Origin of the sequence: Cypionkella sp. (assembly GCF_030652235.1) — a bacterium.
Lineage (GTDB): Bacteria > Pseudomonadota > Alphaproteobacteria > Rhodobacterales > Rhodobacteraceae > Cypionkella.
On the sequence record NZ_JAUSBA010000018.1, the window covers coordinates 131,619 to 154,525 of the forward strand.

The 22,907-nt window shown below is 58.5% G+C and carries 28 protein-coding genes and 1 pseudogene; 1 reads left to right on the plus strand and 28 read right to left on the minus strand.

Annotated features, from left to right (window positions below):
• Positions 1 to 3: 3 nt before the first annotated feature.
• From Q7V03_RS05200 to Q7V03_RS05285, 18 genes are all read right to left on the minus strand, one after another.
• Positions 4 to 633: a DUF4376 domain-containing protein gene (locus Q7V03_RS05200; RefSeq protein ID WP_304924543.1), complete on the minus strand. Its 630-nt coding sequence runs from the start codon at positions 631 to 633 to the stop codon at positions 4 to 6.
• Positions 630 to 2,855, minus strand: a complete 2,226-nt coding sequence (locus Q7V03_RS05205; protein ID WP_304924544.1) for a hypothetical protein — start codon at positions 2,853 to 2,855, stop codon at positions 630 to 632. Before Q7V03_RS05205 ends, Q7V03_RS05200 begins: the two co-directional genes overlap by 4 nt.
• Positions 2,855 to 4,441, minus strand: coding sequence for a hypothetical protein (locus tag Q7V03_RS05210; protein ID WP_304924545.1), 1,587 nt, complete (start codon positions 4,439 to 4,441; stop codon positions 2,855 to 2,857). The genes Q7V03_RS05205 and Q7V03_RS05210 overlap by 1 nt, the downstream gene beginning before the upstream one ends.
• Entirely contained in the window at positions 4,438 to 5,100 is a 663-nt protein-coding gene (locus tag Q7V03_RS05215) for a hypothetical protein (protein ID WP_304924546.1), read from the minus strand. The genes Q7V03_RS05210 and Q7V03_RS05215 overlap by 4 nt, the downstream gene beginning before the upstream one ends.
• 18 nt (positions 5,101 to 5,118) lie before the next feature.
• Positions 5,119 to 5,814, minus strand: coding sequence for a DUF6682 family protein (locus tag Q7V03_RS05220; RefSeq protein ID WP_304924547.1), 696 nt, complete (start codon positions 5,812 to 5,814; stop codon positions 5,119 to 5,121).
• A 33-nt stretch (positions 5,815 to 5,847) separates the two neighbouring features.
• A complete protein-coding gene (locus Q7V03_RS05225) occupies positions 5,848 to 6,348 on the minus strand; it encodes a hypothetical protein (protein ID WP_304924548.1) in 501 nt (166 codons plus the stop codon).
• Between the two features lie 69 nt (positions 6,349 to 6,417).
• Complete coding sequence (locus Q7V03_RS05230; RefSeq protein ID WP_304924549.1) at positions 6,418 to 6,861, minus strand: hypothetical protein; 444 nt, start codon at positions 6,859 to 6,861, stop codon at positions 6,418 to 6,420.
• A gap of 84 nt (positions 6,862 to 6,945) precedes the next feature.
• Positions 6,946 to 8,046 carry a N4-gp56 family major capsid protein gene (locus Q7V03_RS05235; RefSeq protein WP_304924550.1) on the minus strand — a complete coding sequence of 367 codons (1,101 nt, stop codon included), beginning with the start codon at positions 8,044 to 8,046 and terminating at the stop codon, positions 6,946 to 6,948.
• Positions 8,047 to 8,137: 91 nt separating this feature from the next.
• Positions 8,138 to 8,308: a hypothetical protein gene (locus Q7V03_RS05240; protein ID WP_304924551.1), complete on the minus strand. Its 171-nt coding sequence runs from the start codon at positions 8,306 to 8,308 to the stop codon at positions 8,138 to 8,140.
• 24 nt (positions 8,309 to 8,332) lie between these two features.
• Positions 8,333 to 9,199, minus strand: coding sequence for a hypothetical protein (locus Q7V03_RS05245; RefSeq protein WP_304924552.1), 867 nt, complete (start codon positions 9,197 to 9,199; stop codon positions 8,333 to 8,335).
• Positions 9,200 to 9,207: 8 nt separating this feature from the next.
• Positions 9,208 to 11,475 carry a hypothetical protein gene (locus Q7V03_RS05250; RefSeq protein WP_304924553.1) on the minus strand — a complete coding sequence of 756 codons (2,268 nt, stop codon included), beginning with the start codon at positions 11,473 to 11,475 and terminating at the stop codon, positions 9,208 to 9,210.
• Positions 11,468 to 11,941, minus strand: a complete 474-nt coding sequence (locus tag Q7V03_RS05255) for a hypothetical protein (protein WP_304924554.1) — start codon at positions 11,939 to 11,941, stop codon at positions 11,468 to 11,470. Before Q7V03_RS05255 ends, Q7V03_RS05250 begins: the two co-directional genes overlap by 8 nt.
• The gene (locus Q7V03_RS05260) at positions 11,938 to 13,635 is read right to left on the minus strand and encodes a hypothetical protein (RefSeq protein ID WP_304924555.1); all 1,698 of its coding nucleotides are present in this window, start codon (positions 13,633 to 13,635) and stop codon (positions 11,938 to 11,940) included. Before Q7V03_RS05260 ends, Q7V03_RS05255 begins: the two co-directional genes overlap by 4 nt.
• Positions 13,632 to 14,357 carry a terminase small subunit gene (locus tag Q7V03_RS05265; protein ID WP_304924556.1) on the minus strand — a complete coding sequence of 242 codons (726 nt, stop codon included), beginning with the start codon at positions 14,355 to 14,357 and terminating at the stop codon, positions 13,632 to 13,634. The genes Q7V03_RS05260 and Q7V03_RS05265 overlap by 4 nt, the downstream gene beginning before the upstream one ends.
• Positions 14,358 to 14,499: 142 nt before the next feature.
• Positions 14,500 to 15,756 carry a hypothetical protein gene (locus Q7V03_RS05270; protein ID WP_304924557.1) on the minus strand — a complete coding sequence of 419 codons (1,257 nt, stop codon included), beginning with the start codon at positions 15,754 to 15,756 and terminating at the stop codon, positions 14,500 to 14,502.
• Positions 15,756 to 15,971 carry a hypothetical protein gene (locus tag Q7V03_RS05275; protein WP_304924558.1) on the minus strand — a complete coding sequence of 72 codons (216 nt, stop codon included), beginning with the start codon at positions 15,969 to 15,971 and terminating at the stop codon, positions 15,756 to 15,758. The genes Q7V03_RS05270 and Q7V03_RS05275 overlap by 1 nt, the downstream gene beginning before the upstream one ends.
• 132 nt (positions 15,972 to 16,103) lie before the next feature.
• Entirely contained in the window at positions 16,104 to 16,412 is a 309-nt protein-coding gene (locus tag Q7V03_RS05280; RefSeq protein ID WP_304924559.1) for a hypothetical protein, read from the minus strand.
• Between the two features lie 56 nt (positions 16,413 to 16,468).
• A complete protein-coding gene (locus Q7V03_RS05285; RefSeq protein WP_304924560.1) occupies positions 16,469 to 16,864 on the minus strand; it encodes a hypothetical protein in 396 nt (131 codons plus the stop codon).
• An 88-nt stretch (positions 16,865 to 16,952) separates the two neighbouring features.
• Here Q7V03_RS05285 and Q7V03_RS05290 point away from each other — a divergent pair, with 88 nt between their 5' ends.
• Positions 16,953 to 17,117 (plus strand): hypothetical protein, encoded by a 165-nt coding sequence (locus Q7V03_RS05290; protein WP_304924561.1) that lies wholly within the window; start codon positions 16,953 to 16,955, stop codon positions 17,115 to 17,117.
• Here the strand turns inward: Q7V03_RS05290 and Q7V03_RS05295 are convergent, their stop codons facing one another.
• The 10 genes and pseudogenes from Q7V03_RS05295 to Q7V03_RS05340 form a co-directional block, all read right to left on the minus strand.
• A complete protein-coding gene (locus Q7V03_RS05295) occupies positions 17,118 to 17,381 on the minus strand; it encodes a hypothetical protein (RefSeq protein WP_304924562.1) in 264 nt (87 codons plus the stop codon). It abuts the gene before it with no gap.
• On the minus strand, positions 17,378 to 17,590 hold the full coding sequence (locus Q7V03_RS05300; RefSeq protein ID WP_304924563.1) for a hypothetical protein: 213 nt from the start codon (positions 17,588 to 17,590) through the stop codon (positions 17,378 to 17,380). Before Q7V03_RS05300 ends, Q7V03_RS05295 begins: the two co-directional genes overlap by 4 nt.
• Entirely contained in the window at positions 17,587 to 17,838 is a 252-nt protein-coding gene (locus tag Q7V03_RS05305; protein WP_304924564.1) for a hypothetical protein, read from the minus strand. Before Q7V03_RS05305 ends, Q7V03_RS05300 begins: the two co-directional genes overlap by 4 nt.
• Positions 17,838 to 18,563, minus strand: a complete 726-nt coding sequence (locus Q7V03_RS05310; protein ID WP_304924565.1) for a hypothetical protein — start codon at positions 18,561 to 18,563, stop codon at positions 17,838 to 17,840. The genes Q7V03_RS05305 and Q7V03_RS05310 overlap by 1 nt, the downstream gene beginning before the upstream one ends.
• Complete coding sequence (locus tag Q7V03_RS05315) at positions 18,560 to 19,141, minus strand: MT-A70 family methyltransferase (RefSeq protein ID WP_304924566.1); 582 nt, start codon at positions 19,139 to 19,141, stop codon at positions 18,560 to 18,562. The genes Q7V03_RS05310 and Q7V03_RS05315 overlap by 4 nt, the downstream gene beginning before the upstream one ends.
• The gene (locus Q7V03_RS05320) at positions 19,134 to 20,804 is read right to left on the minus strand and encodes a DEAD/DEAH box helicase (RefSeq protein ID WP_304924567.1); all 1,671 of its coding nucleotides are present in this window, start codon (positions 20,802 to 20,804) and stop codon (positions 19,134 to 19,136) included. The genes Q7V03_RS05315 and Q7V03_RS05320 overlap by 8 nt, the downstream gene beginning before the upstream one ends.
• Positions 20,804 to 21,172, minus strand: a complete 369-nt coding sequence (locus tag Q7V03_RS05325; RefSeq protein WP_304924568.1) for a hypothetical protein — start codon at positions 21,170 to 21,172, stop codon at positions 20,804 to 20,806. Before Q7V03_RS05325 ends, Q7V03_RS05320 begins: the two co-directional genes overlap by 1 nt.
• On the minus strand, positions 21,169 to 21,426 hold the full coding sequence (locus Q7V03_RS05330) for a hypothetical protein (RefSeq protein WP_304924569.1): 258 nt from the start codon (positions 21,424 to 21,426) through the stop codon (positions 21,169 to 21,171). The genes Q7V03_RS05325 and Q7V03_RS05330 overlap by 4 nt, the downstream gene beginning before the upstream one ends.
• Complete coding sequence (locus Q7V03_RS05335) at positions 21,423 to 22,358, minus strand: DUF1376 domain-containing protein (RefSeq protein ID WP_304924570.1); 936 nt, start codon at positions 22,356 to 22,358, stop codon at positions 21,423 to 21,425. Before Q7V03_RS05335 ends, Q7V03_RS05330 begins: the two co-directional genes overlap by 4 nt.
• Positions 22,355 to 22,907 (minus strand): annotated as a pseudogene (locus Q7V03_RS05340) (DNA cytosine methyltransferase); the annotation flags it as partial. The pseudogene Q7V03_RS05340 and the gene Q7V03_RS05335, both read right to left, overlap by 4 nt.

Genomic DNA, 22,907 nt, shown 5'->3' on the forward strand with positions numbered 1-22,907 from the left:
TCCCTATGGCCCCAATTCCCAAAGCGTATCGTCGTTGGGGTCCGTGGTTTCCGGGTTCATTTCCTTGATTTCCCAAGACCGCGCATAGATCGCTGAGATAAACGCGGCGCCTTTTTGCCACAGCTCCAGTATCTGCGCAGGAGTGAGCTGATGATGGGCATTATTGCGATCCATGAAGTCTATCAGCGTTGTGCTATCGCCTGAGTTGATCCTAAGCTGCGCACCAAATGCCAATCCCTGAAGGCTGGTTTGATCTTCCGGGCGACCCTGCAATGCAACGATGCCGTAACCGGTGATATCTACGTCCGTGCCTGCGGTGATCACCTTGAGCCGTTTGATGTTCACGGCATCACGAAATGCGCGAACGTATGCCTGCGCCTCGTCATACAAATCATCCACGGTGCGCGGGTCGAACCACTCTTGGGTATCATAGTTGAATGTGGCCCAATCACCCGGAGACGGCGGGTATGGCAGCATTGTTTCGTTTTTGACGTAGAAATCAAACGGCTTTGCAACATCAGGAGCGTCAAGCTGAGCAAGACCTTCTGGAGGTGTCCGAACGGTTCCTACTGCACCCAAGGACCGGACAGTCTTTGCGATGCGGCCAGTAGCTGCCTCATAGTACACGATCATTTATAGAACTCCTCGAGAGTGTAACCGACATTGCTTGCAGCCATCGAGCCATCAATAGTCGTGCCACTCACTCGGAAACGCTCGTAGAAATAGTTTATTCTAATTACGTCTCCAGCAATGTAATCAATGTCTTTGTACAATACAGAATACTGCTCAAAAAACGGGTTAGCCGTAAAAACCCTCACCATCCGCGTTCCATCAGTGCTGTATTCCCATACGACCTTGGACCCTGAGCGGAGCGTCGTATACACGCCACCGCGTAACCTATCCACTATCTGCGCGTAGAGAAATCTAATCTGTCCAGTGTCCATATTGTTGGCAGTGGACGAAATGCCGTCTACATAGGCAGTCAAGATTAGCTTTTCAGGAACGTCCGCTCCTATTGTAAACTGCTCAACGGCTATGACCACAGCGCTACCGTAGGTGCTAAGGCCATTGTGTGTAATTGTAGTTTCGACTTCGCTGAACTCCGTGACGGCTCCAACCCCGATGTGTATCCGAGCCACGGTCAGATCGGCTATCTGTGCGGTATTGGTGATTACCGCTTCGGTCTGGATAAGCTTCGTGGCCGTGATGGATCCATTTACTATCAGAGATGCGCCCGACTTCTTCTGTACCTTAAATCCACCTGCACGGGCCAATCCTGCCCCACCAGCCGCGCGCGTCAGCTTAAAGCGCGCTCGACGTACTGTTGCCCCGGTCAGCAGGCTGATCGCGGTCAGAATGCCTGCGTAGTTGAGATCAGTGCGGGCCTGCACCACGGTCGAGGTCACGACAGATACGGCTCCTGCTCCATCGACCAATCCTGTTTCGATGGTGAGCGTTGCGGTTCCTTGGCCTGCCGCCGTAGATGACAAAAACGCTGCCCCGGAAACGAGATATTCAGTGTTCGGCTCAACACCAAACCAGCCCGTATCTACTGACTTGGCCGCAGCGTTTGCGGCGATATTGAGAAACTGCCGTCCGAGGCTGGCAGTTGTTGTGCCTATGAATGAAAACTCCGCGCTATCTGACGAGCTGTAAAACAGCGGGTCGAGCATGTCGAAATCAGGGAAAATGTTTCCGCTGTCTGAAATCCGAACAGAGGAGGCCAAAATATCAATATGCTTGGCGGAAAGCTTGATCGAGCTGGCAGGGCCAGTAACTGGATTGTCGGCGGCAACTATTTCCATACCTGCCGACGCGCCACCGGCACCGACACGCAAGCTATACATCGCGGCGGCATCATCAGCCAATTTGGCGACAGCCGATCCGGTTGCTGTGACAAAAGCCGACGCGCCACCGGCCACCACGCCGAGCTGCGTAAGAAATGTGGCAAAGGCGGTGCCCTCCAGCGCGGAAATGTCCAGCGCCTCGATATCGGTGATCGAGCCTTGCAGTGTAGTGATCTCGGGCAGCTCGCCCGCTACAGCCGCAACTTCAAGGTAAGCCCGCGCGACAACCGTTGACTTACCCGTCTTGGAATCGTCGCCGAAGATCGAGAGATAGCCTGCACCACCGGCAACGGCTGCGGGCATATCATAGAAGAACGTGAACCATTTCCAAGACGCAGTGAGGTTGGCGGAAGCTGGCAAATATGTGCTGGTCCCGTCTGCACTGGTATAGATAATCCCGAACTTGGTCGCAAATCCTGTCGTGGGCTGTTTTGCAAGAACGCCGATCTTTACGCGCTGTCCAGCCAGCAGCAGTGCCCGCGATTGCGGGATATTGATGGTGAAACCATTCGGCGGGGCGGATGTTACGCGGGCTGTCGCCCCCTCGGTAATTTTCAGGGTGTCAGCTTGACCAATGGCGGCCCCATTCAGCGCCACCGTCACCGCAGAGCCGACCGAGCCATCAGCGAGAGCATCCAGAATGATCTGATAACCCTGAACGGACTCGGCAACGCTGTCGATGGATTTGGCAAGCGTGGTTTGTGTTGCCTCCATCGAGGCCAGCGCCCCATCCAGACCCATCACAAGCCCATTGGTCAGATCATTCAGCTCCGCCTGTGCAGCATCGGTTGCAATTACGTTAGCTACGACTGCCGCTTCCACTGCGGTTAAATCGGTAACGATACCAGCGGATGCCTCAACAAATACCATTTTTGCCGTGGTTGCCGATGCATCGTAAACGCCTGCCAGATCACTGAACCGCACAGCGGCTCCAGATTTTGGACTACGCTCTCCCAACAAGACTTGCAGCTTGCCGAAGAAAATATCTGTCCACCGGATATCAGCCATTACTGGAATATCTCATCTGGCGATCCAGCGATCACGGCCCGGGTCACGGTATGGTTGGTGGTGATCTCGATTTGCCAGACCTCGGCCAAATTGGCGGGCAGCCGGCCGATGGCGTTGGGCGTGGTTGTGGTGAATAGAAGCGCGCCATTTGCATAGACCGCGCATGAAAAGGCGGGGGCTGCCGCGGGCGGTGTCGTGTCGAAAAGGTATGCGCCCATACTGACGATACCGGGAAGACGCACGGGTTTCGACTTCCAGATCAGAGTTTTTAGCGCGCCGGTTGGATCATCTACGTTCACCACATTGCGCAGATCAGATCGCAACGCGAACAGCTGGCCTGTGCCAATGTCATAGTGGAAATCCACATAGGCTTCGCTGGCGACATTGATTACAAACTGCCCGCCCTCGTCCACCTCGATGATTGCCATCTTGCGGGTGCCTGTGCCGCCCGTCTGATAGCTCATCACATAGCGGCCCATCATGTAGCCAGCCCGGATCGTGGTGGGCGTGATAAGCTTCTGCCATTGCTGCTTGGTCCATAGACCGCCTGAAATCAGCTTTGCGCCCTGCTGCGATATCTGCACCAGCCCATCGGTTGACGGGTAGATCGCCGCATAACCCATGTCCACGATTCCGCGCTTGGAAACGCAGGGCAGCATCACCTCCATGCGCTCCATCGCCATGCTTTCGGGATGGATGCCTTGGGCGACATATGGCATGCCGGTGGTCAAGATCGCCACCGAACTGCCGAAGGCTGCAAGGCCGACAATGGTGTCGTTCACATGCAGGGCGTATTTGTCGGGCCATGCGTGAGGCTGATACGGCTCGCAGAAAAAGATATCCCGCCCAGAAAACCCCGCCATCATGCCATTGGGCATTGCCACCAAGCCTTGCAGCGTGGCGGGCGGCTCGTCAAAGTCTTTGGAGGTGATCGCCTCAACAGTCGGGCTGGTCGCCAAGTCATGCGCAAAGGTGGTTGTAGCCGAACTGATTTGAGCGACGAAATACAGCTCAGTCGCCCCTGATGCGGAGGTTACAGACCGATAGATGCGGCGCAGGGTGACAAGGCGGCTGGCTGGTGCCCCGCCCGGCATTGTCACTGTGATCGTGCAGCCCGGCGACCAAGAAATACCAGCCGACAGCGGCGATGGGGCTGACTCCTCGCCAAGCGATGTAAGCCACGTCCAAGCGTAAAGCACGGTTTCGGCCAAGGCGGGATCGAGGGTGCCAGAGGTAAGCGCCACGGTCGGCGTTCCTGCTGGTGCTGCAATGGCGAGATTATAGTAGGTTCCTGAATATAGTATCTTTGGCACAACACCGCCCGGATAAGTGATGTAGAGCCGGTCCAAGGCGACCGGCCCCTGCACACAATCTGCATCGGTGCTGAATTGCAGGAAACTCGCCCCATAGACGAAAAACGACTGCGCATCGCTGGCAAAGGTATTCACCACAACCGGCTCATTCATCGGCTCAAGATTACCACGGTTCAGCCGGGCACCCGATGCCGCCGCCGCATGCGTTTCCGGCAAATAGCGCGGTTCCATCCGTGGAATTTCACCGGCGAAAGAGTTGAAAGCCAGCTTCACATCCAGCTCGCTTTCACGCGGAGCGGCGCGCGTTGTTGGCCGCGCATGTGGCGAGAGAATCGACGGTCGCAGGCTTCATTGAACATCTGCCGGTAATAGAGCGACTTCTGATCGTTGCTAAACCTGTGTTCGGGCACGGCCATGATGCGGGCGATGGCCCCAAAGGCGATGGACTCTGCGTCCTGCATGAATAGGAAATCTGGCACCACGGCGTTTGCATCATCGAAAGGATTGGCGGCATCGCTGTTGTAGATTGAGTCTGCGCGCGGTTTTAGAAACGCCGATATCCGCAGGATGCCTCCCACCTGAAATGGATAGATCTGTACCTTGCCCGGCTCAATCTGGGTGACATAGGCTGGCGGGCTTTGGGTGGTGTTGCCTGTCAGCTCATCCGGGCGAATGTCGGTGTACTGGACAGGCTGAAGGATATGCCCGTTCCACGTTGCTTCTTCGATCAAATGGATTGTCGCCGTCGCTGGCGTCACCATCGCCTCGCCGTTTTCTACAAGATAGGCATCGGTGATCACGCGCCAGCATTTGGTGCGTTCGCAAAACTCAATGGCGGCATCGCGCAAGTGTGCGACCGCCAGAATTTCAGGGCAACCGGGAACGTAAGGCAGCACACGCGGCAGGAAGGATTTAAGCGGTGTGGTCGGCATTGTGGCCTCCGTCAGAGGTTACTGGCCCGAGCCGGGACCGCGTTGCGCATATGAGGCCAGCGACATAGCATTTTCACCGTTGGCAATGCTGGCTAGGGCGGCATCAAACAGCCCTTTATGACTGACCGCGCGCTGCGCCGCTCCGGGGATGCCTGCATCCTTGGCAAACGAGCGGTAGAGGACGTAATCCACCAGACAGTTGCGGTAGAGGTCAGGCAGGCCAACGGCCCCGGTGTAAGTGCTGGTGTCCAACACGCTTGTGCCTTGCGCAATAACGGCGGGCATGACGCCCACAACAATTTCAATGCTGGAAGTCACCAGCGCGCCCGGAGCAACATAGAATGTGCGTGGGTCCGTCATATCCTGAACGATATAGACTACATCCAGCGCATAGGTCAGGTTTGCAGTATTCATCCATCCGGGGATCATGTTGTCGAGGATTTCGCGGCGATCCAGCACGCGGATCGGCTTGCCGGAAACCACGTTGCGAACTGCACGCGACAGTACGGTATGGGTGGCCTCCAGCGTTTGCCTTGGGCCAGCAGCCAGCGTCATGTTGACGGTTTGCGATGCCGCATTGGGCTTGACCGCGACAATCTCGCGGACACCTTCATTGAGATAGTTGAGAAGCTCTGGCGGTGTCCAGCGGATGGTGCCAGCATCTTGCAGGATGGTGGATGCCGACCCCATCACGTCTTTTGCTTGAAATGCCATTGGCCCCGCCCTTGATTGCTGTGGTGCGCTGGCTTACTTGCCAGCGCGTTCTTCGCGGACAGCGATGATAGTCGCCATCATGGTTTCAGGCTTGGCCTTTGCGCTTGGTTCGCGGCCGACTTCGGCAAGGAACACCGCGCGTAGTTCATCCTTGGACATATTCTCGGGAAATCCTGCAATCGCGTTGATTGTGGTTTTCAGCTCCGGGGCGTCCGCTACAACCGTTGGCGCGACCGGGGCCACAGGTGCATCAACCAACGGGGCCACAGGCTCTTGCGTTGCCGCCGTGCTTGCCTCGTACTCCGTTGATGTGAGCGTGACACCCAAGCCAATCGCGGTATCGGTTGCTGTGGCGCTTCCGAAAATCTCGTAAGCCTCTGGAATACCTGCCAGCCGCGAAACATGCTTCATGTTGTCGATGGTGGCGACATGGTTGCCCAGCCCATCATCCCTGAAGTGGTAGTGGGTGCCGTCCAGATCGATCTTGGTGCCGCCGAGGCGCAGCAAGAGACATTTCATAATGATTGCAGACATGGCAGATGCCTTTCTATCTATGTGAAACTGCCTCGGGCGCATTGCTGGCCCGAGGCAGTCAGTGGCGCGTTACGCTGCGAATTGCAGGCGCGTGTGGATCTTCTTAGTAGAGCCAAGGGTGATGTTTGCAGCAGGAACCAGCCCAATCGAGCGAATTTCGCCCGATGCGATGCCCGCGTTGATCAGCGACAGCAGGGCTGTCGATGCTGCCACGTTGGCTGCTCCTGCCGCTACGAACTCTGCGCCGCAGGTGCGAACCGACACGGCATCGCCAGACACGCCACTCATAAAGCCAATGTTGATGTTGATTGCGCCGATGTTCTCGGTCACGAAATCAAGGCCGGTCACACGGCAGCCGGGCGGCAGCGGGATCAGCTCAAGAACATCGGTGGTCAGCACATCTTCGAGGAATACATGCGATGCCAGAACGGTATGGCCGTCACCGGCCTTGAACGGCGAAGGCATTGGGGTCCGTGCGAGACCCTTGAAGAAGGCGGATTGTTTTGTAGACATTTCGGGAGTCCTTCGATGGGATCAGCCAATGGAAACAGGGCGGCGAAAGCATGGGCGGCCCCGTGTGGAGCCGCCCTGTTATGCTTAGGTGTTCGGGTCTTTGGCTGCGGTATCGAGCGCCACGACGCCAAAATCCTTGCCGTTGTATTGGGTCTTTTTGATACCCACGATCAGCCCGGCATAGATGTTGACCAAGTTGTCAGCATCGGCCAGCTTCTCGACCCACGTCATACGGGTGCCGTTACCGGCTGCACCGTAGGCGACGACACCAGCCTGACGGCCCAACAGCAATGCGCGAGCTGCGCCCACGTTGGAACCGGCGCCATAGTCAGCGAAGCGGCGCACCGAGGCGTGTTGGTGCAAAACCAAGTCGTTGATCATGCCCAGACCGCCCTTGCAGATCGGCGAGGCGCGGCCTTCGGAGGTTGCCAGAGCTTGCTGGATCTTCGACCAGCTAAGATCGCCGGTTTCAGTGCGCAGCGAGTGGGCTTGGAACGGCGACATCAGCACCACAAAGCGCTTGGCACCGTCCACCGACACGGGCGACAGCTGCACCACATCAGGGTTTACCGCGTTCATCATCGTCGGCTTCACCGCGACACGCTCAAGGAACGCGACCGACATTTTGTCAGCGGTGGTCAGAGAGGATTTCGAGGTTGCGGAGCCGCCGTAGAGGATGTGATCAGCATCAGGCGCTTGGATCGGATTGCCAGCGAAGGCGACCCCGAACTTCGCATCTTGGTTCACGGCGGACAGAGAGGCATCGCCCGACAGGTAGACGAAATAGCCTTCGTCCAGCCATTCAGCGACATACTCTGCGGTCATGTCCTTGGCGATCTGGCGCAGGTCATGCAGGTTGCGCTTGCGGGTCATACGGCCGCCAGCAGATGCACCTTTGCGGGCTTGGTCGATCAACACCTGATCTTGGTAGAACTGGAGGTGTTCTTCGTTGCCTTCGACAAGGTTGTCGCCGAAGGTCATGCCGCCGCGCAGGCGCATGGCAAGGTCATATTTGATGGTGTCGCCAGCATCTTCTTCCAGATCGACCATGCGCTGTACGATGGAGTTTTTACCATCGCCGACGAAACGGCCGTTCCAGTAGGATTGCTTATCGACATCGAGGGCGAGGCTGGTTGCCCACCGCTTTACTGCCAGAGGCGAGTTGACGCCAACAGTCGTTTGCATGGAATCTGCTCCTTGTGGTCAAGACGAAATGACCCAAGCACATCCTATGCGTGGTGGTTGAATGACTCTCGCCTACCACATTTAGTAGGCACTAGACAACTGGCTTTGGTTCCTCTTTGCCGTTCATGGTGATTGGCATGTCTTTTGGTGCCTCAATCGCCACTCTAACCTTGCCGTTGAGGTTCACATGGATCTCAAAGGCAACGGTTGAGCCGATGCAGATACGCTGGCTTTGACCATGCGGGATGTTCTTGATCAGCATATCTGCTCGCTCTGCTGTTGGGGGTTAAACGCCGCGGCGCAGGTAGTCCTGCTGCTTGTCCGCCGACATCGCCGCGACACGCCGTTCGGCCTCCAGCGGGTCGGTTTGCGACAGCCGGTCAATCGCTGCAAAACCGCCATCGTCAATCGCGGCATCACCGTCGCCATTGAAGCCGCCAAGGGTCTGGATCGCTTCGGGGCGGGCATCAGTGCGCGGGCCCGGCTTGGGTGTCACCGCCTCTGCTGCTGCGGCCGCTTCCGTGCCTTTGATCGCTTTGCCCGAGACGGCCTTTACGTTTGCGGCATAAAGGTCATGTGCCAACTCGATCTGGCGCTGCATTGGCAGGGCGGCATACTGGCCGTTGCCCGTCACCGTGCGCAAAGCCTGATCCCAGCCCTGCAAGTGATCTACGCCCCACAGGAACTCATTGGTGGTTTTGTAGCCCGCCAGTGTGGTTTCGAAATCCTGACGCCGGGATGCCACGTTCTCCGAAATCGCGACGGCGGCACGCTCGATCTGAACTTGCGCCTGTGCCTGCTGCTTGATCAGCACGGTTTGCTGCGACATCCATTCGGAATGTGTGAGGTCGCCATCATCGAACTGCGTTTTCAGCGCCTCAATCTTGGTGTCGATATCGGCAATCAAACCCTCGGCGGCGGTGGTGTCAGGGATTGGCGGCGGCGTTGGTTTTGCTGCTGCGGCCACTGCGGCCTGATCAATCACCGCTTGGGCGGCAATTTCATCGGCTGCTGGATCAGCTTCGGAAATGATCGGATCTTCACCGGCATTGAGCGCGTCGATTTCCTGCGGGGTCAGCGATGCGGCCAGAGATTCCAGCGTGAAATCTTCGGGGATGTGGTCAAGTGGGGTTTGGGTGACGGTTACGGACATTTTGAGCCTCACATTGGGGGTTGATTGGCAGGATCAGCCATCGGCGGCATTGCGGCCGGGTCGGGTTGCATCTGCGGTGCTGGCTGTTGCATCGCGGGCTGTTGCGGCATCGGCTGCGCAGATGCGCGAGCTTCCAACAGGATCTGATCGGCAGCGGCGATAACGGCGGGTGCGCCGGCGATCTGGAACGCGGCTTCAAAGGCGGCTTTGAGCTGGGCGATTTCATCCGATGCCAAGCTCTTTTCAGCTTTGGCTGCGTCGGCGTTGATCTTGCGCGCCTTACCCTCCAACTCGGACAGCACTGCCTTGGCCTCACGGTCGGCAAGTGCTGCCTGCGCTTCTTTGGAAGCGTTCTGCTTCTGGGTTTCTGGGTCGGGATTGTTCGGATCGGCGTCGGGGTCGTCCACGCCAGTGATTGCCCGGATGCGCTTGACGATTTCATCCTTCTTGGGAACATCGAGGGCTTCGACCACAAGGTCGAGGATGCTCACAACAATCTGCGGCGCGGTTGCCGACAAGCCTTTCGCCAGCTCCATCAGCGACTCGCCGTTGGCTTGACGGATGGTTGCGCGCCAATCTTCCTCACCAATGACAAAGCTGGCCTTGTGGTTGGCGATGCTGTTGTCGGGGTCGGCGTCGTTGATCGTTTTGAAGTCCGCATTGCCGCGTGTGTCGGTGATGCGAAATTCTTCTTCCGCGTCGTAATACATCTCGATCAGGACAAGCACCTTCTCGCCGTGGATCTGGAGCGATTGCCGCAGGTTCTCGAAATAGATCGATGTGGACAGCGCGCCCTGCTCCTGACGGCGTTCAATCGCGATGCCAGAGGTGGCATTGGTGCGGCGGCCAAGGTTCTCGTCGGTGACGCCGCCGATAGATTGGATCATCTGCGCATCACGCTCCATCAACTGGATATGAGCTGCGGCGAGGTTGCTATCGGTGTGGATGTCGGGGGCGCGGTGGCTGGTCTTGTATTCGATCACGCCGTCTGGCCGTGCAGCTTCGTTGCGCAGCACTTCGATATCTTCAACTGATCCTTCTTCGACCATAACGCGGGTTGTGGATAGGATATGCAGGGCTTTGGAGGCACGCTTGTTCAAGTCGCGCTGCACGTCACGGATACCCCGGATCATGCCATAGGGCATGCCATCGCGGCGGCGGCGATTGCCCCAGACAGGTGTGAATGGGTATCGGTTATGGCGATACGGGCTGCGGCGTAGATCGAGCAGCCCTGCATCCGTCATAATTGCCAGGTGGATCACTTCGCGCGGGCGGGCAATGACGGTTGAAAAGCCCTGCTGAACGTCTGACCAGTGGCCGGGCGACCATTCGTCAAAGGTTTCGCCGTTGAACTGACCGCCCTTGATCACCAGCGCATCAGGCACCGGGATCTTGAACCAGCTTTCGACAACACGGATGCGGTCCCGGTTTTGCCCAAACCTGCGGCTGCGGCCGAGTCCGCTGGCGGTGTTGAAATGCTCGGCCTCGATGGAGTCCATCGCTTCATCGCCCAGCCCATCGCTTTGCGACAGACCGTAGGATGTGCCGCTCATGGCTTGCTTGATAACCCCCCTGCGATTGGACCAGAGGTTTTCTGCAACATCAACGTCGAGCCATTTGGTGCGGAACTGGTACTTCGCATCGAGCATGTCATATCGGCGGGATGTCGAATCCCAGAGCATGCTGCGCCAATCCTCGTGGCGGTCGTAGACCTGCGTGCCTTCCTCGGGGCGGCCCTGACCACACTCCAGCCAGCCCAGCCCGACACGCACGGCCATGCCGAAGGCTTCCGCCCGCTCATAGTCGCTGCGGTTCTCATCGCTGACATGCTTCAACAGATCGGTTTTGACCTGTGCAGCTTTGGCACCTTCCTTCTTGCGGGGGAGGATGCGGTAATCGGTGGGTGCCCGGCGCTGAGTGCCCAGCACCCAATTCACGGTGGTCTGCGTCAGGTTGAAAACGATAGGCGCTTGCCCGCGTTCCTCCAGTATTGCCAGCTCGGTCGCGGAATATTGGATGTGGTCATAGAAATCGTCGTCAATCGCCATTTCCATGCGGTTATCGGCTTGGCGATCAAGCTCATGGACATACCAGCCCATAACTTGGTTGTAGAGGCGTTCGGCGGATGGGCTTTCAAGCGGGTCGCCAGTGAAACCCTTCGGCAGTTTCAGCGCGCGGCTGGTTTCATCGAGGTAGCGATCACCGGGGGCTTGAGTTTTTTTGCCGGTGAAGTTGATGCCATCGGCATATGACGGCTTAATCAGGGAATTAGGCATCGAATTTCACCTCATGCTCGATGGTTTCCCCGGTCGTGGTGTTGGTCATGGTTGCGTCGGCGACGATGTGCTGATCCCCCTTTGGCTTCGGGGGCATAGCGATCAGATCGGGCAGCCGAGAGTTGATGGCCTCCATGATGCGGATGTGATCGCGCTTGTTGGATGGATCGCCCGGTAGCAGCTCAAGGTGCAGCCAGCTGATGATGGCTTGGACACAGTGCGCAGGATCGCCGACCTCACCATGCAGTGCCCATTTCCAAGCATCTGCCTGCTTGATGATGATTGGCACGGTGCGGCCTGCCTGCACGGGCCTGCTGCCGTGCAAAAGAACAAGGCAAGGCTCGAACTTGCGGCGGCCTTCGCGTAACCATGTGCCGATCACATGGATGCCGTTCTTGTTCGCCTCAAAATGGCGTTGGGCGAGATTGAGTGCTGGCGGCGCAAGGGTGATCAGCTTCCGGCTCATGCGGTCATTCCTGTTGCGCGGCGGGCAGAAGTTGCCTTGCTGGCGCGTCTGTTGACGGTGGGGGATATTGGCGCGATGTAGCCGGTCGAGAACTGCCGGAAGGCATCTGAGCCGTGGCTTGCGTCGTCGTGCTTTGGGTGGTCGTGCCAGCACTGCAAGCGGGTGTTCCACTCGCGGCTGTAGTTTTCGAGACGCATAAGGCCTTCTTTGCAGCCCTCGTCGTCCCAATAGCAGCCCTGCATTGAAAGGCGGGTCTGGTCGATGCCGTGCTGTAGGTTCTGGATGCGGGGCACGACTTTGAAATCCCAGCTGGGTTTCATCTCGCGCAGGATCATCACGGGTGAAATCAGCGCGAAGTCGTCGCCATCGGCCTGTTGCTTCTGGCGCTTCTGCTCGGCGTCGTGGGGCAGGTAATGCGACCCCCACAGCACGTTTAGGCTATCGAGCCATGTGGTGAAGGCGAGATACCCGGCCCCGGATTCCTCGTAGTAGCGCAGGAACCGATCTTCGACCCCGACACGCTGATGCACCCAGATCGCGGTGCTGTCCGATGCGCCCAAGTCCCAGAAGGTGTTGCATGGCACATGGCGCAGCAGGGGCACGCGGCCAATACGGCCTTCGCGGCGGGCCAATGCCAGCGCCTTGGCGTAGTATTTGCCCTCGTTGCTGGCCTGCCAGCACTCCTCGGGAGTCGACGGGTATTCTCGCCACATCAGATCCGGGGTGGTGGCGAAATCGTTGTCGCGCTTGCTGATGTACCAAGCCCGCTGTCCAAGGTCGATTTCGCAGTCCATCAAGCCTTCAACTGTGTCGAAGTACTCATGTTCTTTGGCATTGATGCGGACGTGCCTGATTTCCTCGGGAATGGTGCGATACTCTGGCATCCGATACCATGCGAAGAAGTGGAAGCGGTAATCGGATTGCGTGAGAGGCTGCTTGGCCTCGGCCTTGCTCTGCGCACGCTTGGCGTTGTCATAGAACGCGCCGCTCTGACCCTCGGCTGTCGACTCAATGAAGATGAAGCCGGATCGCGGGACGCCCTGAATTGCGCCGGTGGTGATCTCGACGGCCTTGTCGGGATACTTGGCCGCAATCTTGCCGAACTCGCTGATGTGCAGGAAGTGCGGGGTGCCGCCGCGTGCCGATGATGTAACTTCGATTGAGCTGCCGTTGGCGAAAACCATTTGCGTCTGGTTGCGTTCGACTGTCGGGCACATATCGCGGATGGCTTGGGGCAGCTTGTCGTAGGCGAAGCAAACCTTCTTGCGATACAGCTTGGTCGCCGCCTGCTTGGTGTGCGCGATCACCACGACTTCCTGATCGTCGTTGAACAGGGCGTGATCCAGCGCCATGATTTCGATCAAGGTCGAAAACCCCATCTGCCGGGCTTTCAGGATCGTGTTGCGCTCGTGCAGGTTTGCGAGAAACTCGCGCTGGGTGTTGTTGGGCCTGAAATCGACAACGATGTCTGGCTCATCATCCGGGCTGTCGTCGCCCTTGGTGGTGATCTTGTAGATCCGCCCCGAGAATATGCGCCACGTCCACGACATGAGGCACAGCGCGAACTGGTCTGCGCTCTGCGGGTCAAAGTCCTCATGGATGGCCGATAGCTTGATCCCGGCTTTCCGCTCGGCCAGCTCCAGCGGCGAGAGGTTGGTATCCTCTGGCGCCTTATGGTCGAGCGACAGGCTCATGGCTTGTCACCGGCTGGCTTGTCGCGGCGGATGGGTGCCTTGCTGCCGCGTGCGGTGATCTGCGCCCAAGCCTCGGCCAACAGGCTGGCTTGGCCCTCGTCACGCTTCTTGAACAAGTGGATCGCTTCGGCGAGTTGGTCCAGCGCGTGCGACTGATCGGCCATCTTGTATTCGATACCGAACTGCGTCTGCTTCACGCCACGGAACAGCGCCCGGTCTTGATCGCTCAACAGTCGGGTGTCGGCGAACACGGTGTAAGGGATGCCAAGCCCTTCGCACTCCGGGCAGTCCACGTTGGCCGCAGCGGTGCGCCTGTAGCCAAACCCGCCGTCACAGTCTGGCGCTGGCTTCTTGCGATCAGCCGACTGCGAGACTTCCTCCATCCACTCGCGCTCGGTGCGCCACTGGTATTTGAAGTCCCTGCCGTAGCAATGGCGGCACGCACCGACATGCAGTTGCGTCAGGTTTGAAGCGTCTGCCGTGGCAATCTCGTAATACCGCGCGATCAACTCGTCGGCTTGAATGTCGAGCTTATCGAACCGTTTGGCCTGCTTTTTTGCGATAGCCTCTTGGATGCGAACATTTGCCAACAGTCGCGGGCCTGCCACATTGGCGTCTTTGGCTGAGTAACCTGCCTTGCGATATGCGTCTGAAGCGTTGCCAGAGAGCAAATACTCCCTAACGAAAGCCTTTTGACGATCACTAAAAGGTTTGTCGGTCACGCATCCTACTCCGCCGATGTGCAGCAACATGTGCAGCAAAACGAAGGACAAAGCAAGATTGACGCTATATTTGGTGTGAACCTATGAAAAAAGCCACCAGATGTTGATCTGATGGCCTCGGTTTTGCTAGGTTTTAGGCTGGTTAATCGAGAGGCTGCACAGCATTTGTTTCCTTCAAGATTGCGACCATCTTGGAGTGGCTTTCGTTTACGGACCTTTGCGCCCAATCCAAGGCGTCACTGCGCGACATGCCAGCGACCTCTGCTAAGACCGCTTCAAGCTGTTCATGCGTCAGTCCTACTTCTTCGCCGTTGATCTCTGCCAGACCGATTATGCTATCGACACTGACCTCCGCGATGATGGGGTCGCCGTTGCCAAATGCCCCAAGATTGGCCGTCGTGCATTCTAGGCTAACCACCACTTCAGCACGCGCTGATTGCTCGTTTCTCGCTTTGACGCGGATTGCGCTGATCAACTGAACGTCAAACAGGTATTCGTTCATTTCGGGCGCTGGCTCTGTCCACGGCCCCTCATAATACCCTGCCTCGGTCAGTGCATCGCTGGCGGCGGTGTCTGTGGATTGATCTGCCACACCACCCTCAGAACCATGGTGTGGCAGGGTGACGCAGTGGGGCAAGCTGTTGCGGGCGAGATGCGCGGCGGTATCGAGAGGCACCCATGTGTTATCCCACTCTGTCGTTGGGTTGAACTGTTTGCCGATAGCTACGATGTGGGGAAGCTGCCGGATCGGCTCTACGATGCGGTCGCGCAGATGCACGGTGCTTTTTTCGCCGGTCAGCCAGAGGGCCACATCGGCGGCATATTCCGGGTCACGCACGGCGCGCTCTTGGATGGCGTCCACCACGGGCAGGTTGGCTGACCAGCGGGCGCGCAGTTGGTCGCGGATATTATCGAGAGTGATCACGGGTTTGACTGCAGGCTTATCCAACCACGCCTCGGTGATGCGGTCCTGCTCGATCTGGTGAAGCTGGGCGGCGTCTGGCTCATCCTCGGCTGGGTCGTTACCTGCAAGCATATCAAGGGCTGTGTTCGCATCAAGGATCGCGTTTTCCACGTCTTCATCCCGGCAGTTTGCGAGGTCTGCCAGTAGGTGCAGCTGGTCGAGGCAGTTGTTCAGCGCGCCATCAGCCTGCACGGCGGCCGGGTGGGCGCTGATGTCGTGCTCGGTTAGCGTGATGCTGTTCATGAAACCAACCTGCTCATAGAGCTTGTTGGCGGCTTGCTCCCAGTTCGAGGGCGCGTCGACATTACCGAACCACGAGATCCAGGCGCCGAGCACCCAATCCCAGGCCGCCTCATCTGCATCCGCCTCAGAGAAGAACAGGGAGGGTTCAAAGCTGCTGTCGTCGTCGTTGATCACGAGGGACCAGATTTTCATCACACAGCCTCCCCATCGACTTCATACAGCGCGGGGAAATACAGATCGGGCGCAAGGCTGGCTTCGCCCAAGATCGGGGTGCCATCCGGCCACGCGCCGAAGTTGCTGGGGGTGCTGTCCAGTTCAGCGCGCAGCATGGCAAGCGCCTGCTCCACTGTGTCGGCCTTGAGCCGCAAGGATACTCGCAGCGCAATATCGAAGGCAAATTCGGTCATGGCTCTCACTCCTAGAGGGTTACGACAAGCCCGGCCCACAACAGGCCGAACAGTGCGATTGCTGCGATGGCGTCCGGGGCGTAAACCCAAACGATGAACTTGATTTCGCGGCGGATGGTGCCGGGCATCGCTCTAGCGCCGGTAATGGCCGCGAGCGTCCAGATCACTGAACTGCTTGCGGGCTTCGGCGGCGGACAACTTGCGGCCTTGCTTGGCGACTTCCATGAGGTTCGCAGCGGTGCGGCTGTCGTCTGTGGAAAGCAGCGCCTGATAGGCGGCAAGGTCGCCACCGCCTCCGCCAGCTTTCAGCACCGTCACCAAATAGAACTGGCTCAAGGGCTGGCCGATCACCGTGGGCAGAAGATCGGCGGTGTGGTCGAGGATCGCGCCGGGGTTGGCAAGCGCGGTGGCGGTCATGTTGGCGTCGAGGACGAGGCTCATTGGATTGGCTTTCTGTTGGGGGATGGAAGGCGCGGCGATGGCCGCGCCCCGATGGGTTAAACGGTCTGCCCGCCGAAGCCCCAGCCGGGGGTGAGCGTGATGCGGTTGGCGTGTGCCTCCAGCTTGTCAGCAAGCGCGTTGGCATCGGCCAAGATCGCGTTCATCGCCGGGCTGTCGGTGTGGTCGGCGATCACGTCATGGCCATCATTGCCGTGGACGAGGAACACACCGCCGATGCGCTCGAACTTGCCATCGACAGGGCGGCGCAGGGCCAGCCGGGTTTCATCGCTGGTGGCGATGGCGGCGGTGATGGCTTCGCGGTCAGCGGAGCAGCTCACGGTCCACACTTCGCCATCGTAAACGCTGATCACCAGCCCGTCGTTCAGGGCGCTGGTGATGATGGCGTCGATGATCTGGATTTCGGTAGCATTGGTATTGGTCGGATAGGTCATGGCGATTCCTCGTTGCGTTGCTTCACTGTCCGTAGTTATATGTCGTTATACGCAACTAGGTCAACTACAAATAACTACGGGTAACTACATGACAATCAAATCACAGCCCATTTCCTTCCGGCTGCCGCTCCTGACGAAGATGGCACTGGAGGATATCGCCCACAGAGACGCGCGCTCGCTGTCGTCGCTGCTTGAAAAGATGTGCAATGAACTGATCGCCAAGGATAAGGCGGCGAGGGATGCGAAGCCCTGATCACAGCCCGATGTCATAGCCGACCGCGCGCAGCGCCCGGCGCAGCTTACCAAGAGCGGCGCGGGGGTTGCCGTTGGCCTTGGGCGTCGAGTTTATGTAGTGATCCAGATCGCCCCCGCCCGGCAGCCGGATGCGGATGAATGGATGCCCCTTTCCGGTCGGCCGATGCAGGACATATGAAAACCCGACTTTATCGAGGAACCCGGTGATCGCCGGGTATTCGTCATTGCGGCGCAGCTTTACTTCAAGGCGGGGTTTGCTCATGCGCCGATATCCACCCGATAGACAGCCAGCAGGCCCCATGAGGGGGATTGCTTAAACCCCACGAATGCGCCGATGCGGCGGGGTGTCGTCAGCCAAGCAAATGATGCCTCTACCTCGGCGCGACGGGCGCGGATTGCGCGTCTGGCGGCGAGGTTTGGCAACGCGGTTTCGCCGGGCCTGACTGATGCGTGTGTGGTCCAAGTGATCATGCCCAATCCTCCGCAATATCGACCAGCGCAGCGCGGATGATGGCATAGCGTGACGGCTTGAATATTGTGCAGCCGGTGGGCTTGCGCTTGACCATGCGGATTGCAGGCGCTGTCGGGGCTGTCTCTTGCCTATCGCTGCAAAGTACCACACCCGGAATGCGCGGCAGGGATATGCTTTGATAGTCAATTTCACGGTTGCCTGTGGCATTGGCGCGGAATCTGTGGGTGACGGTGGGGCGCGCGAGCATCACAGCGCCCCCTTCGGACCGACAGACTTGCAGATGCGTTCGAGCTTGGTGGACATCGCCGCCACCCGCTCCACCACCTTTGCCAGCTCGCCGCGATCCATGCGCAGCACATCCAAGATGCGGGTCGCCTCGGTGATCTGAGCGTTCACCCTTGCCAGCTGCGTGCCGTAGGTATCGACCAGCTTCAAAAGATCATCGCGCAGGGCCTCCATTTCGGCGTTGCCACCAGCGGGGCCAAACAAATCTTCGCGGATCTGGGCGACCCAACCGAACAGGATGCCGCCGCCGATGGCTTCGGCCACGGTCAGATCGGTTTCCGCGCCGGTGTAGCGCGATGCCTTCGTGTCATAGACTGCGGTGAGCATGTCGATGATCTGGCGTTTCTGTTCGCGCGTCGGCGTGCGCAGCTCGGTCACGCTTCCGAGTCCAGGCTGTGCGATGGGGTGAACATTTGCGGCCATAGCTGCGAACTCCTTGATGGGTTGGGGGGTTTTCTTGGCTTGCTTGCATTGTGGGCAGGTGACACCACGGGGGGAGACGCTCCAGCCGCGATCAATCAGCGACTTGTTAACCATGCCGGGTTCACGCAGAGCCAGTTTTCGGAGCTTGGCGCTGCCGCCCTTGCCTGCCACATGCAGCGCATTGAAACTTGTTTCTGCGCCGCAACTGTCGCACCGGCAGAGGGCTAGACATACGTTTTGCTGGCCTTTGATTGCCTCGATCATTCCGCAGCTCCTGCGAATTTGTCGGTCTGATTGCCGAGCGCGGTCCAGCCGGCGCGCGCGGTGCGGGCGAACAGCTCCAGCTTGGGCATTTCGGGGAAACGCTTCTCAACCACCTCTGCCACCCACTCGGGCTTGCGAGAGTGCTGGCGGGCCTTGCCGGGGATGATCGAGGTTGGGAATAGCGCAGGCATTTCACACGGGAATTTGCCGCGACGGCAGATGTAGAGGATTTCATGCGCACCGCGCGCCCAATAGCCATGCGCCACGGTGTTCTTCGGCCATGTCAGCTGCGATTTATATTTAAATCCCCAAGCGTTCACGACACGAAAGGCCAGCTCGGCGAAAGGCGATGTCACCCACATCAGCAACAGGGCGTTGTCGGAGGCCAAACTGCGCACCGGGATTCCGCAAATGTCTTTGAGCGACATGCAGTCGTAGTGCTGGCGGGCGTTCTTTCCCGGCTTAGCCTTGCTGTTGCCGCTGAAATTCCATGCGGGATCTGCATAGATGATCGGGAAGCCGCCGTAGGGGCGAAGCTCGGTGATTTGGTGAGGCGTGACAGCGCGAAGATCAATCATGTGCTTTGCCCAATCCCAATATGCGCCGCGCCAAAGCCTTCACGCGGCTTTCGTCAATTTCAGTGGATTGCGAGACTTCGCCCCAAGGGTTCAGCAGGCCGTGAGATTGCGAGGCTTTCAGCCCGAGCGTGGACATGATCACTGGATCGGAACCGCCATCGACGTGCAGATAATGCGCGGTAACCTGTTCGGTTTGGCCGTCGCGGTGCGCGCGACCGATGAACTGGCGATGAACCTGCGGCGACCAGTCCAGCTCGCCGATCACTACATGCCTGACAACCTTCTGCAAACCATCGAGGCCAGCACCGGAGCGAAGCGACATGATCAGCAGCTTGCTTTCGCCTGCCATCAGCGCGGCCTTGGCTTTCCGCTTCTGTGGCTGGGTTTCAGATCCCGTGAACATCAGCGGGTTCAGATCGGCAAGCGCCGCGTTCCAAATGCGATACACCTCCCGGTGCCAGCCACCCAACAAGACACACTCGCCCGCCTCGACCAGCGTGCGAACATATGCGGCAATGCTCCGCGCCTTGGCGATGCCGGTTTCCTGCCGCATCAAAATGTCCAGCTCGCGTGCCGCCTGCCCGCGCTCGGTGAATGAGCCGCGCAAAACCCGTTGGGCAAGCTTGACCTGCAACTCGCGGTCGGTTTCAACGTCGCCTTCGTTCCAGCCTACCTCCAGCACCACCTTGCGCAGCGGCGGCAGGCTCATTGCAACTTCTTCGGATTCAGCCGTGCGGCGCAGCGCAATCCCTTCATCGACAAGGAAAGCGCCAAGGGCGGTCGGATCATTCACAACCCAATGCCCGCCGCTGACGGAACACCAGTTGGTTGTGAACTCGCTCCACGACCCCAGCGCCCCCGGGGATAGCAGATCGACAATGTGGAATATCTCGCCGCCATAGTTGTAGATGGGCGTGGCCGTCAGTCCTATTGCGTTTTCAACCACAGACCTAAGCACATGAGCCGCTACGCCCTTGTTGGTGCTTCGCCCGTGGCGCAGCTCTTGGACCTCGTCAAAGATTGCAGTCTTGAGGCCCAGCGGCTCAAAATAATCCACCCACCCGTCGATATTGCTGTAGCGGAACACATAAACATCAGCCGGTGGCAGCGTGCGGGCGTTGCGATCCTTGATCTCAATCGCGCGCAAGTGGGTGAAACGGTTGATATACTCTGTGATCCATTGGGTACTAAGGTGCGGTTGCACCACAATAGCGGCAGGCAGCCCCCAGCCATCGGCAATCGCCGCTAGGCTGGACACGGTTTTACCAAGGCCAACATCATCCAGCAACAGTAGGTTCTTACGCTGGCGCAGCATTTCGGCGGCGCGCAACTGGTGCGGGCGTGCCGCTTCCGGCTCACGGAAGCCGGTGATCAACCCTGATCGGTAATCCGGCGACTTCAGGACTTCCAGCGCCGCCATGTCGTCGCGCCAAGCCTGCGTTTGGTCTGCAAAACGTTTTGCTGCCCTATCGGTAAATTCCATCGGATAGCGGCTGACAAACCATTCCAGATCTCGCGCAAACGAGACGCGATCCTTTACAATGAAGGGCGGAACCTGAGCAAAAGGGATGCCCTTGAACATCTGCTTGAAGCGGATGGACACATGAGCCGGAAGGTTGCCAACCCACCATTGCTCCCCGGCAAAGTCAATCTTGCCATACATCAGAGCCACCCCATCGACAGATCGACGGTGAAAAGACGCTTTTCCCCTACCTTGATGATCGACTTCGGCCACGGGCTGCCCGTAGCAAGGATTATCGCTGAAACCTGCGGAAACTCGGCATAACGCGTCAGTTGGGCCAACACATCACGGCGGGAATGACTGCGGCCCACCTTAATTTCGATACCAACACCTTCGACCATCAGATCAATGCGGGACTTAGCATCAAGCCGAACTTCGGAGCGCGCGGGCAGACCCTCGGCGGTCAAAGCCGCTAGAATATCGCGGTGTGCGGCTTCCTCCGACGACAGACTGACTTGAACGCGAGATATGATCGCGGCAATGCGCGCTGCTAATAAAACCTCGCTCATTTCACCGCCTTCGGCTTTGGCCGCAGATCAGGCACGGGAATCGCCATCGCCTTGGCGGCGGCCTCCAGCGCCTCGGTGGGCTGGGCATAGAACTTGGAATACTTGCCACTCAGCCTGTCCCGCCACTCGCGATACAGGCGCACCCATCGCGCTAAATCAGCGGCGGCGATGCGCATCCGCCAAGTGCCGGATATGAAAACAACGGCGGATTTATCCAGCGTTGGGATGGCTTTGAAGTGTGTCGGCTCGGTCATGCTGCGATGCCTTTCTCGCGGAGTTGTTCTGGGGTTACGAGCTTGGCGGCGAGCATGTCGCGCGCCACATCGGGCCGGATCGCGGATGCCGAGACGTAGGCCCCTTTGTTGATTTCGGCGGCCCAGAAGGCGGCAACAGCCTGCCGATCTACTGGCTTGTGGACAGGTGCGGCTTTTGATGGGCTGGCAGGCTTGATGCTGCCCGCGCTGGCCTTGGCCTTGGCAAAGGCTGCCATGTGCCGATCCAGCGCCTTGGGGCCGTCTGGCGGCTCGGGGTTGTCACGCCGGGATAGCCGGGCGACCTCGACCAGCTCATCATCGGTCAGGTTGTGAACAAGCTGCCATCCGAGAACGTGCGTCGTCGCTGCCGATCCCCGCCAGAACTTCGGCGCCTTGTCGGGATCGACGCCAACCGCAAGCATCACTTCTTGAAAAACCGAGATTGAAGCTCGCGCTTGCGCGCCCTCCTCCTCCTTCTTGGAATTAGAAGGGAGAATCCCTTTTAATTCCTGTTCTTGTGTATGTGGTTGTGGAGGTTCGACTTTGGTGCGTTTTTGGTGTGCATCTGGTGATGGCTCTGGTGTTGGTAGGGTGTTGTTTTTGTTTGGATTGGCGCGATTATTCGCCTGTTTATTTGAATATTTTCTGGAACTTTCCAGAATGTTTTCTGCACGTTTGTTGGATATAATTCCGTTATTTATTTGAACTTTCTCACGAGAAACCAGTTCAGCACGGACTTTCCGCCAAAGCTGTTTAGAACAATTGAACGTGCCGCAGATGAAATTGGCATCATCTGGAAGGGCATTGTTATAGAGGTAGATCAGGTCCAGCAGCGCCCAATACTGCATCTTCACATCGTAGGGCATACCCACGGTGCCTTCGATCAAGTCGCGGGGAAACCGCTGATACCAAGGCAGACCATTCATACTCATGCAGACACCACCTGCTCAAACAGGTGAGCGCAGTTGGCGGCGACAAGCGCGGCGGCAATGTCTGGGCACACGCTGTTTCCGCAGCAGCTGACCTGCACGTCCTTCGGAAATGTCTTCCAGTGCCAGTCGCCATCGGCCTCGATCCAGTGGCCGTCGATCTGGTAATCAGGCGGGAAGCCTTGGGCGTTGAACAACTCGCGTGGGGTGAGCATCCGCATGCCAATGTCCACGACGACAAAGGTGGTGCCGTCGATGGTCAGGGTGACAAACTCACCACCCTTCCAAGCGTCATGGGCGCGCAGGAAGTCGGCCACGGCACGGGCGCGGGCTTCATGCTGCGGCTCGAATGGCGGGGCTTGCAGTGCTGCCTGCATGTGGCCCATACGGTCTTTGGTTGTGACGGTGTGCAGCGGCTCATCCATCCGCGCGCCGTCGCCGGTGCCGTAGTATTTCGCGAACCATGCGGCGACTGGCATCTGTTGCGATCCGGTGGCTGCGATGGTGGACATGGGGTCACGCAGATCGTGGCCCGCGTGCTGCCCCATGCGG

What these genes read in the sequence shown, in the direction of transcription:
- Q7V03_RS05280 (WP_304924559.1), bottom strand. Translation starts at nt 16,412, where the DNA reads ATGAGCCTCGTCCTCGACGCCAACATGACCGCCACCGCGCTTGCCAAC.
- Q7V03_RS05295 (WP_304924562.1), bottom strand. Translation starts at nt 17,381, where the DNA reads ATGAGCAAACCCCGCCTTGAAGTAAAGCTGCGCCGCAATGACGAATAC.
- Q7V03_RS05250 (WP_304924553.1), bottom strand. Translation starts at nt 11,475, where the DNA reads ATGCCTAATTCCCTGATTAAGCCGTCATATGCCGATGGCATCAACTTC.
- Q7V03_RS05335 (WP_304924570.1), bottom strand. Translation starts at nt 22,358, where the DNA reads ATGAGTATGAATGGTCTGCCTTGGTATCAGCGGTTTCCCCGCGACTTG.
- Q7V03_RS05230 (WP_304924549.1), bottom strand. Translation starts at nt 6,861, where the DNA reads ATGTCTACAAAACAATCCGCCTTCTTCAAGGGTCTCGCACGGACCCCA.
- Q7V03_RS05240 (WP_304924551.1), bottom strand. Translation starts at nt 8,308, where the DNA reads ATGCTGATCAAGAACATCCCGCATGGTCAAAGCCAGCGTATCTGCATC.
- Q7V03_RS05320 (WP_304924567.1), bottom strand. Translation starts at nt 20,804, where the DNA reads ATGTATGGCAAGATTGACTTTGCCGGGGAGCAATGGTGGGTTGGCAAC.
- Q7V03_RS05235 (WP_304924550.1), bottom strand. Translation starts at nt 8,046, where the DNA reads ATGCAAACGACTGTTGGCGTCAACTCGCCTCTGGCAGTAAAGCGGTGG.
- Q7V03_RS05260 (WP_304924555.1), bottom strand. Translation starts at nt 13,635, where the DNA reads ATGAGCCTGTCGCTCGACCATAAGGCGCCAGAGGATACCAACCTCTCG.
- Q7V03_RS05275 (WP_304924558.1), bottom strand. Translation starts at nt 15,971, where the DNA reads ATGACCGAATTTGCCTTCGATATTGCGCTGCGAGTATCCTTGCGGCTC.
- Q7V03_RS05270 (WP_304924557.1), bottom strand. Translation starts at nt 15,756, where the DNA reads ATGAAAATCTGGTCCCTCGTGATCAACGACGACGACAGCAGCTTTGAA.
- Q7V03_RS05245 (WP_304924552.1), bottom strand. Translation starts at nt 9,199, where the DNA reads ATGTCCGTAACCGTCACCCAAACCCCACTTGACCACATCCCCGAAGAT.
- Q7V03_RS05315 (WP_304924566.1), bottom strand. Translation starts at nt 19,141, where the DNA reads ATGATTGATCTTCGCGCTGTCACGCCTCACCAAATCACCGAGCTTCGC.
- Q7V03_RS05305 (WP_304924564.1), bottom strand. Translation starts at nt 17,838, where the DNA reads ATGCTCGCGCGCCCCACCGTCACCCACAGATTCCGCGCCAATGCCACA.
- Q7V03_RS05290 (WP_304924561.1), top strand. Translation starts at nt 16,953, where the DNA reads ATGACAATCAAATCACAGCCCATTTCCTTCCGGCTGCCGCTCCTGACG.
- Q7V03_RS05325 (WP_304924568.1), bottom strand. Translation starts at nt 21,172, where the DNA reads ATGAGCGAGGTTTTATTAGCAGCGCGCATTGCCGCGATCATATCTCGC.
- Q7V03_RS05225 (WP_304924548.1), bottom strand. Translation starts at nt 6,348, where the DNA reads ATGTCTGCAATCATTATGAAATGTCTCTTGCTGCGCCTCGGCGGCACC.
- Q7V03_RS05285 (WP_304924560.1), bottom strand. Translation starts at nt 16,864, where the DNA reads ATGACCTATCCGACCAATACCAATGCTACCGAAATCCAGATCATCGAC.
- Q7V03_RS05220 (WP_304924547.1), bottom strand. Translation starts at nt 5,814, where the DNA reads ATGGCATTTCAAGCAAAAGACGTGATGGGGTCGGCATCCACCATCCTG.
- Q7V03_RS05300 (WP_304924563.1), bottom strand. Translation starts at nt 17,590, where the DNA reads ATGATCACTTGGACCACACACGCATCAGTCAGGCCCGGCGAAACCGCG.
- Q7V03_RS05255 (WP_304924554.1), bottom strand. Translation starts at nt 11,941, where the DNA reads ATGAGCCGGAAGCTGATCACCCTTGCGCCGCCAGCACTCAATCTCGCC.
- Q7V03_RS05215 (WP_304924546.1), bottom strand. Translation starts at nt 5,100, where the DNA reads ATGCCGACCACACCGCTTAAATCCTTCCTGCCGCGTGTGCTGCCTTAC.
- Q7V03_RS05330 (WP_304924569.1), bottom strand. Translation starts at nt 21,426, where the DNA reads ATGACCGAGCCGACACACTTCAAAGCCATCCCAACGCTGGATAAATCC.
- Q7V03_RS05310 (WP_304924565.1), bottom strand. Translation starts at nt 18,563, where the DNA reads ATGATCGAGGCAATCAAAGGCCAGCAAAACGTATGTCTAGCCCTCTGC.
- Q7V03_RS05205 (WP_304924544.1), bottom strand. Translation starts at nt 2,855, where the DNA reads ATGGCTGATATCCGGTGGACAGATATTTTCTTCGGCAAGCTGCAAGTC.
- Q7V03_RS05200 (WP_304924543.1), bottom strand. Translation starts at nt 633, where the DNA reads ATGATCGTGTACTATGAGGCAGCTACTGGCCGCATCGCAAAGACTGTC.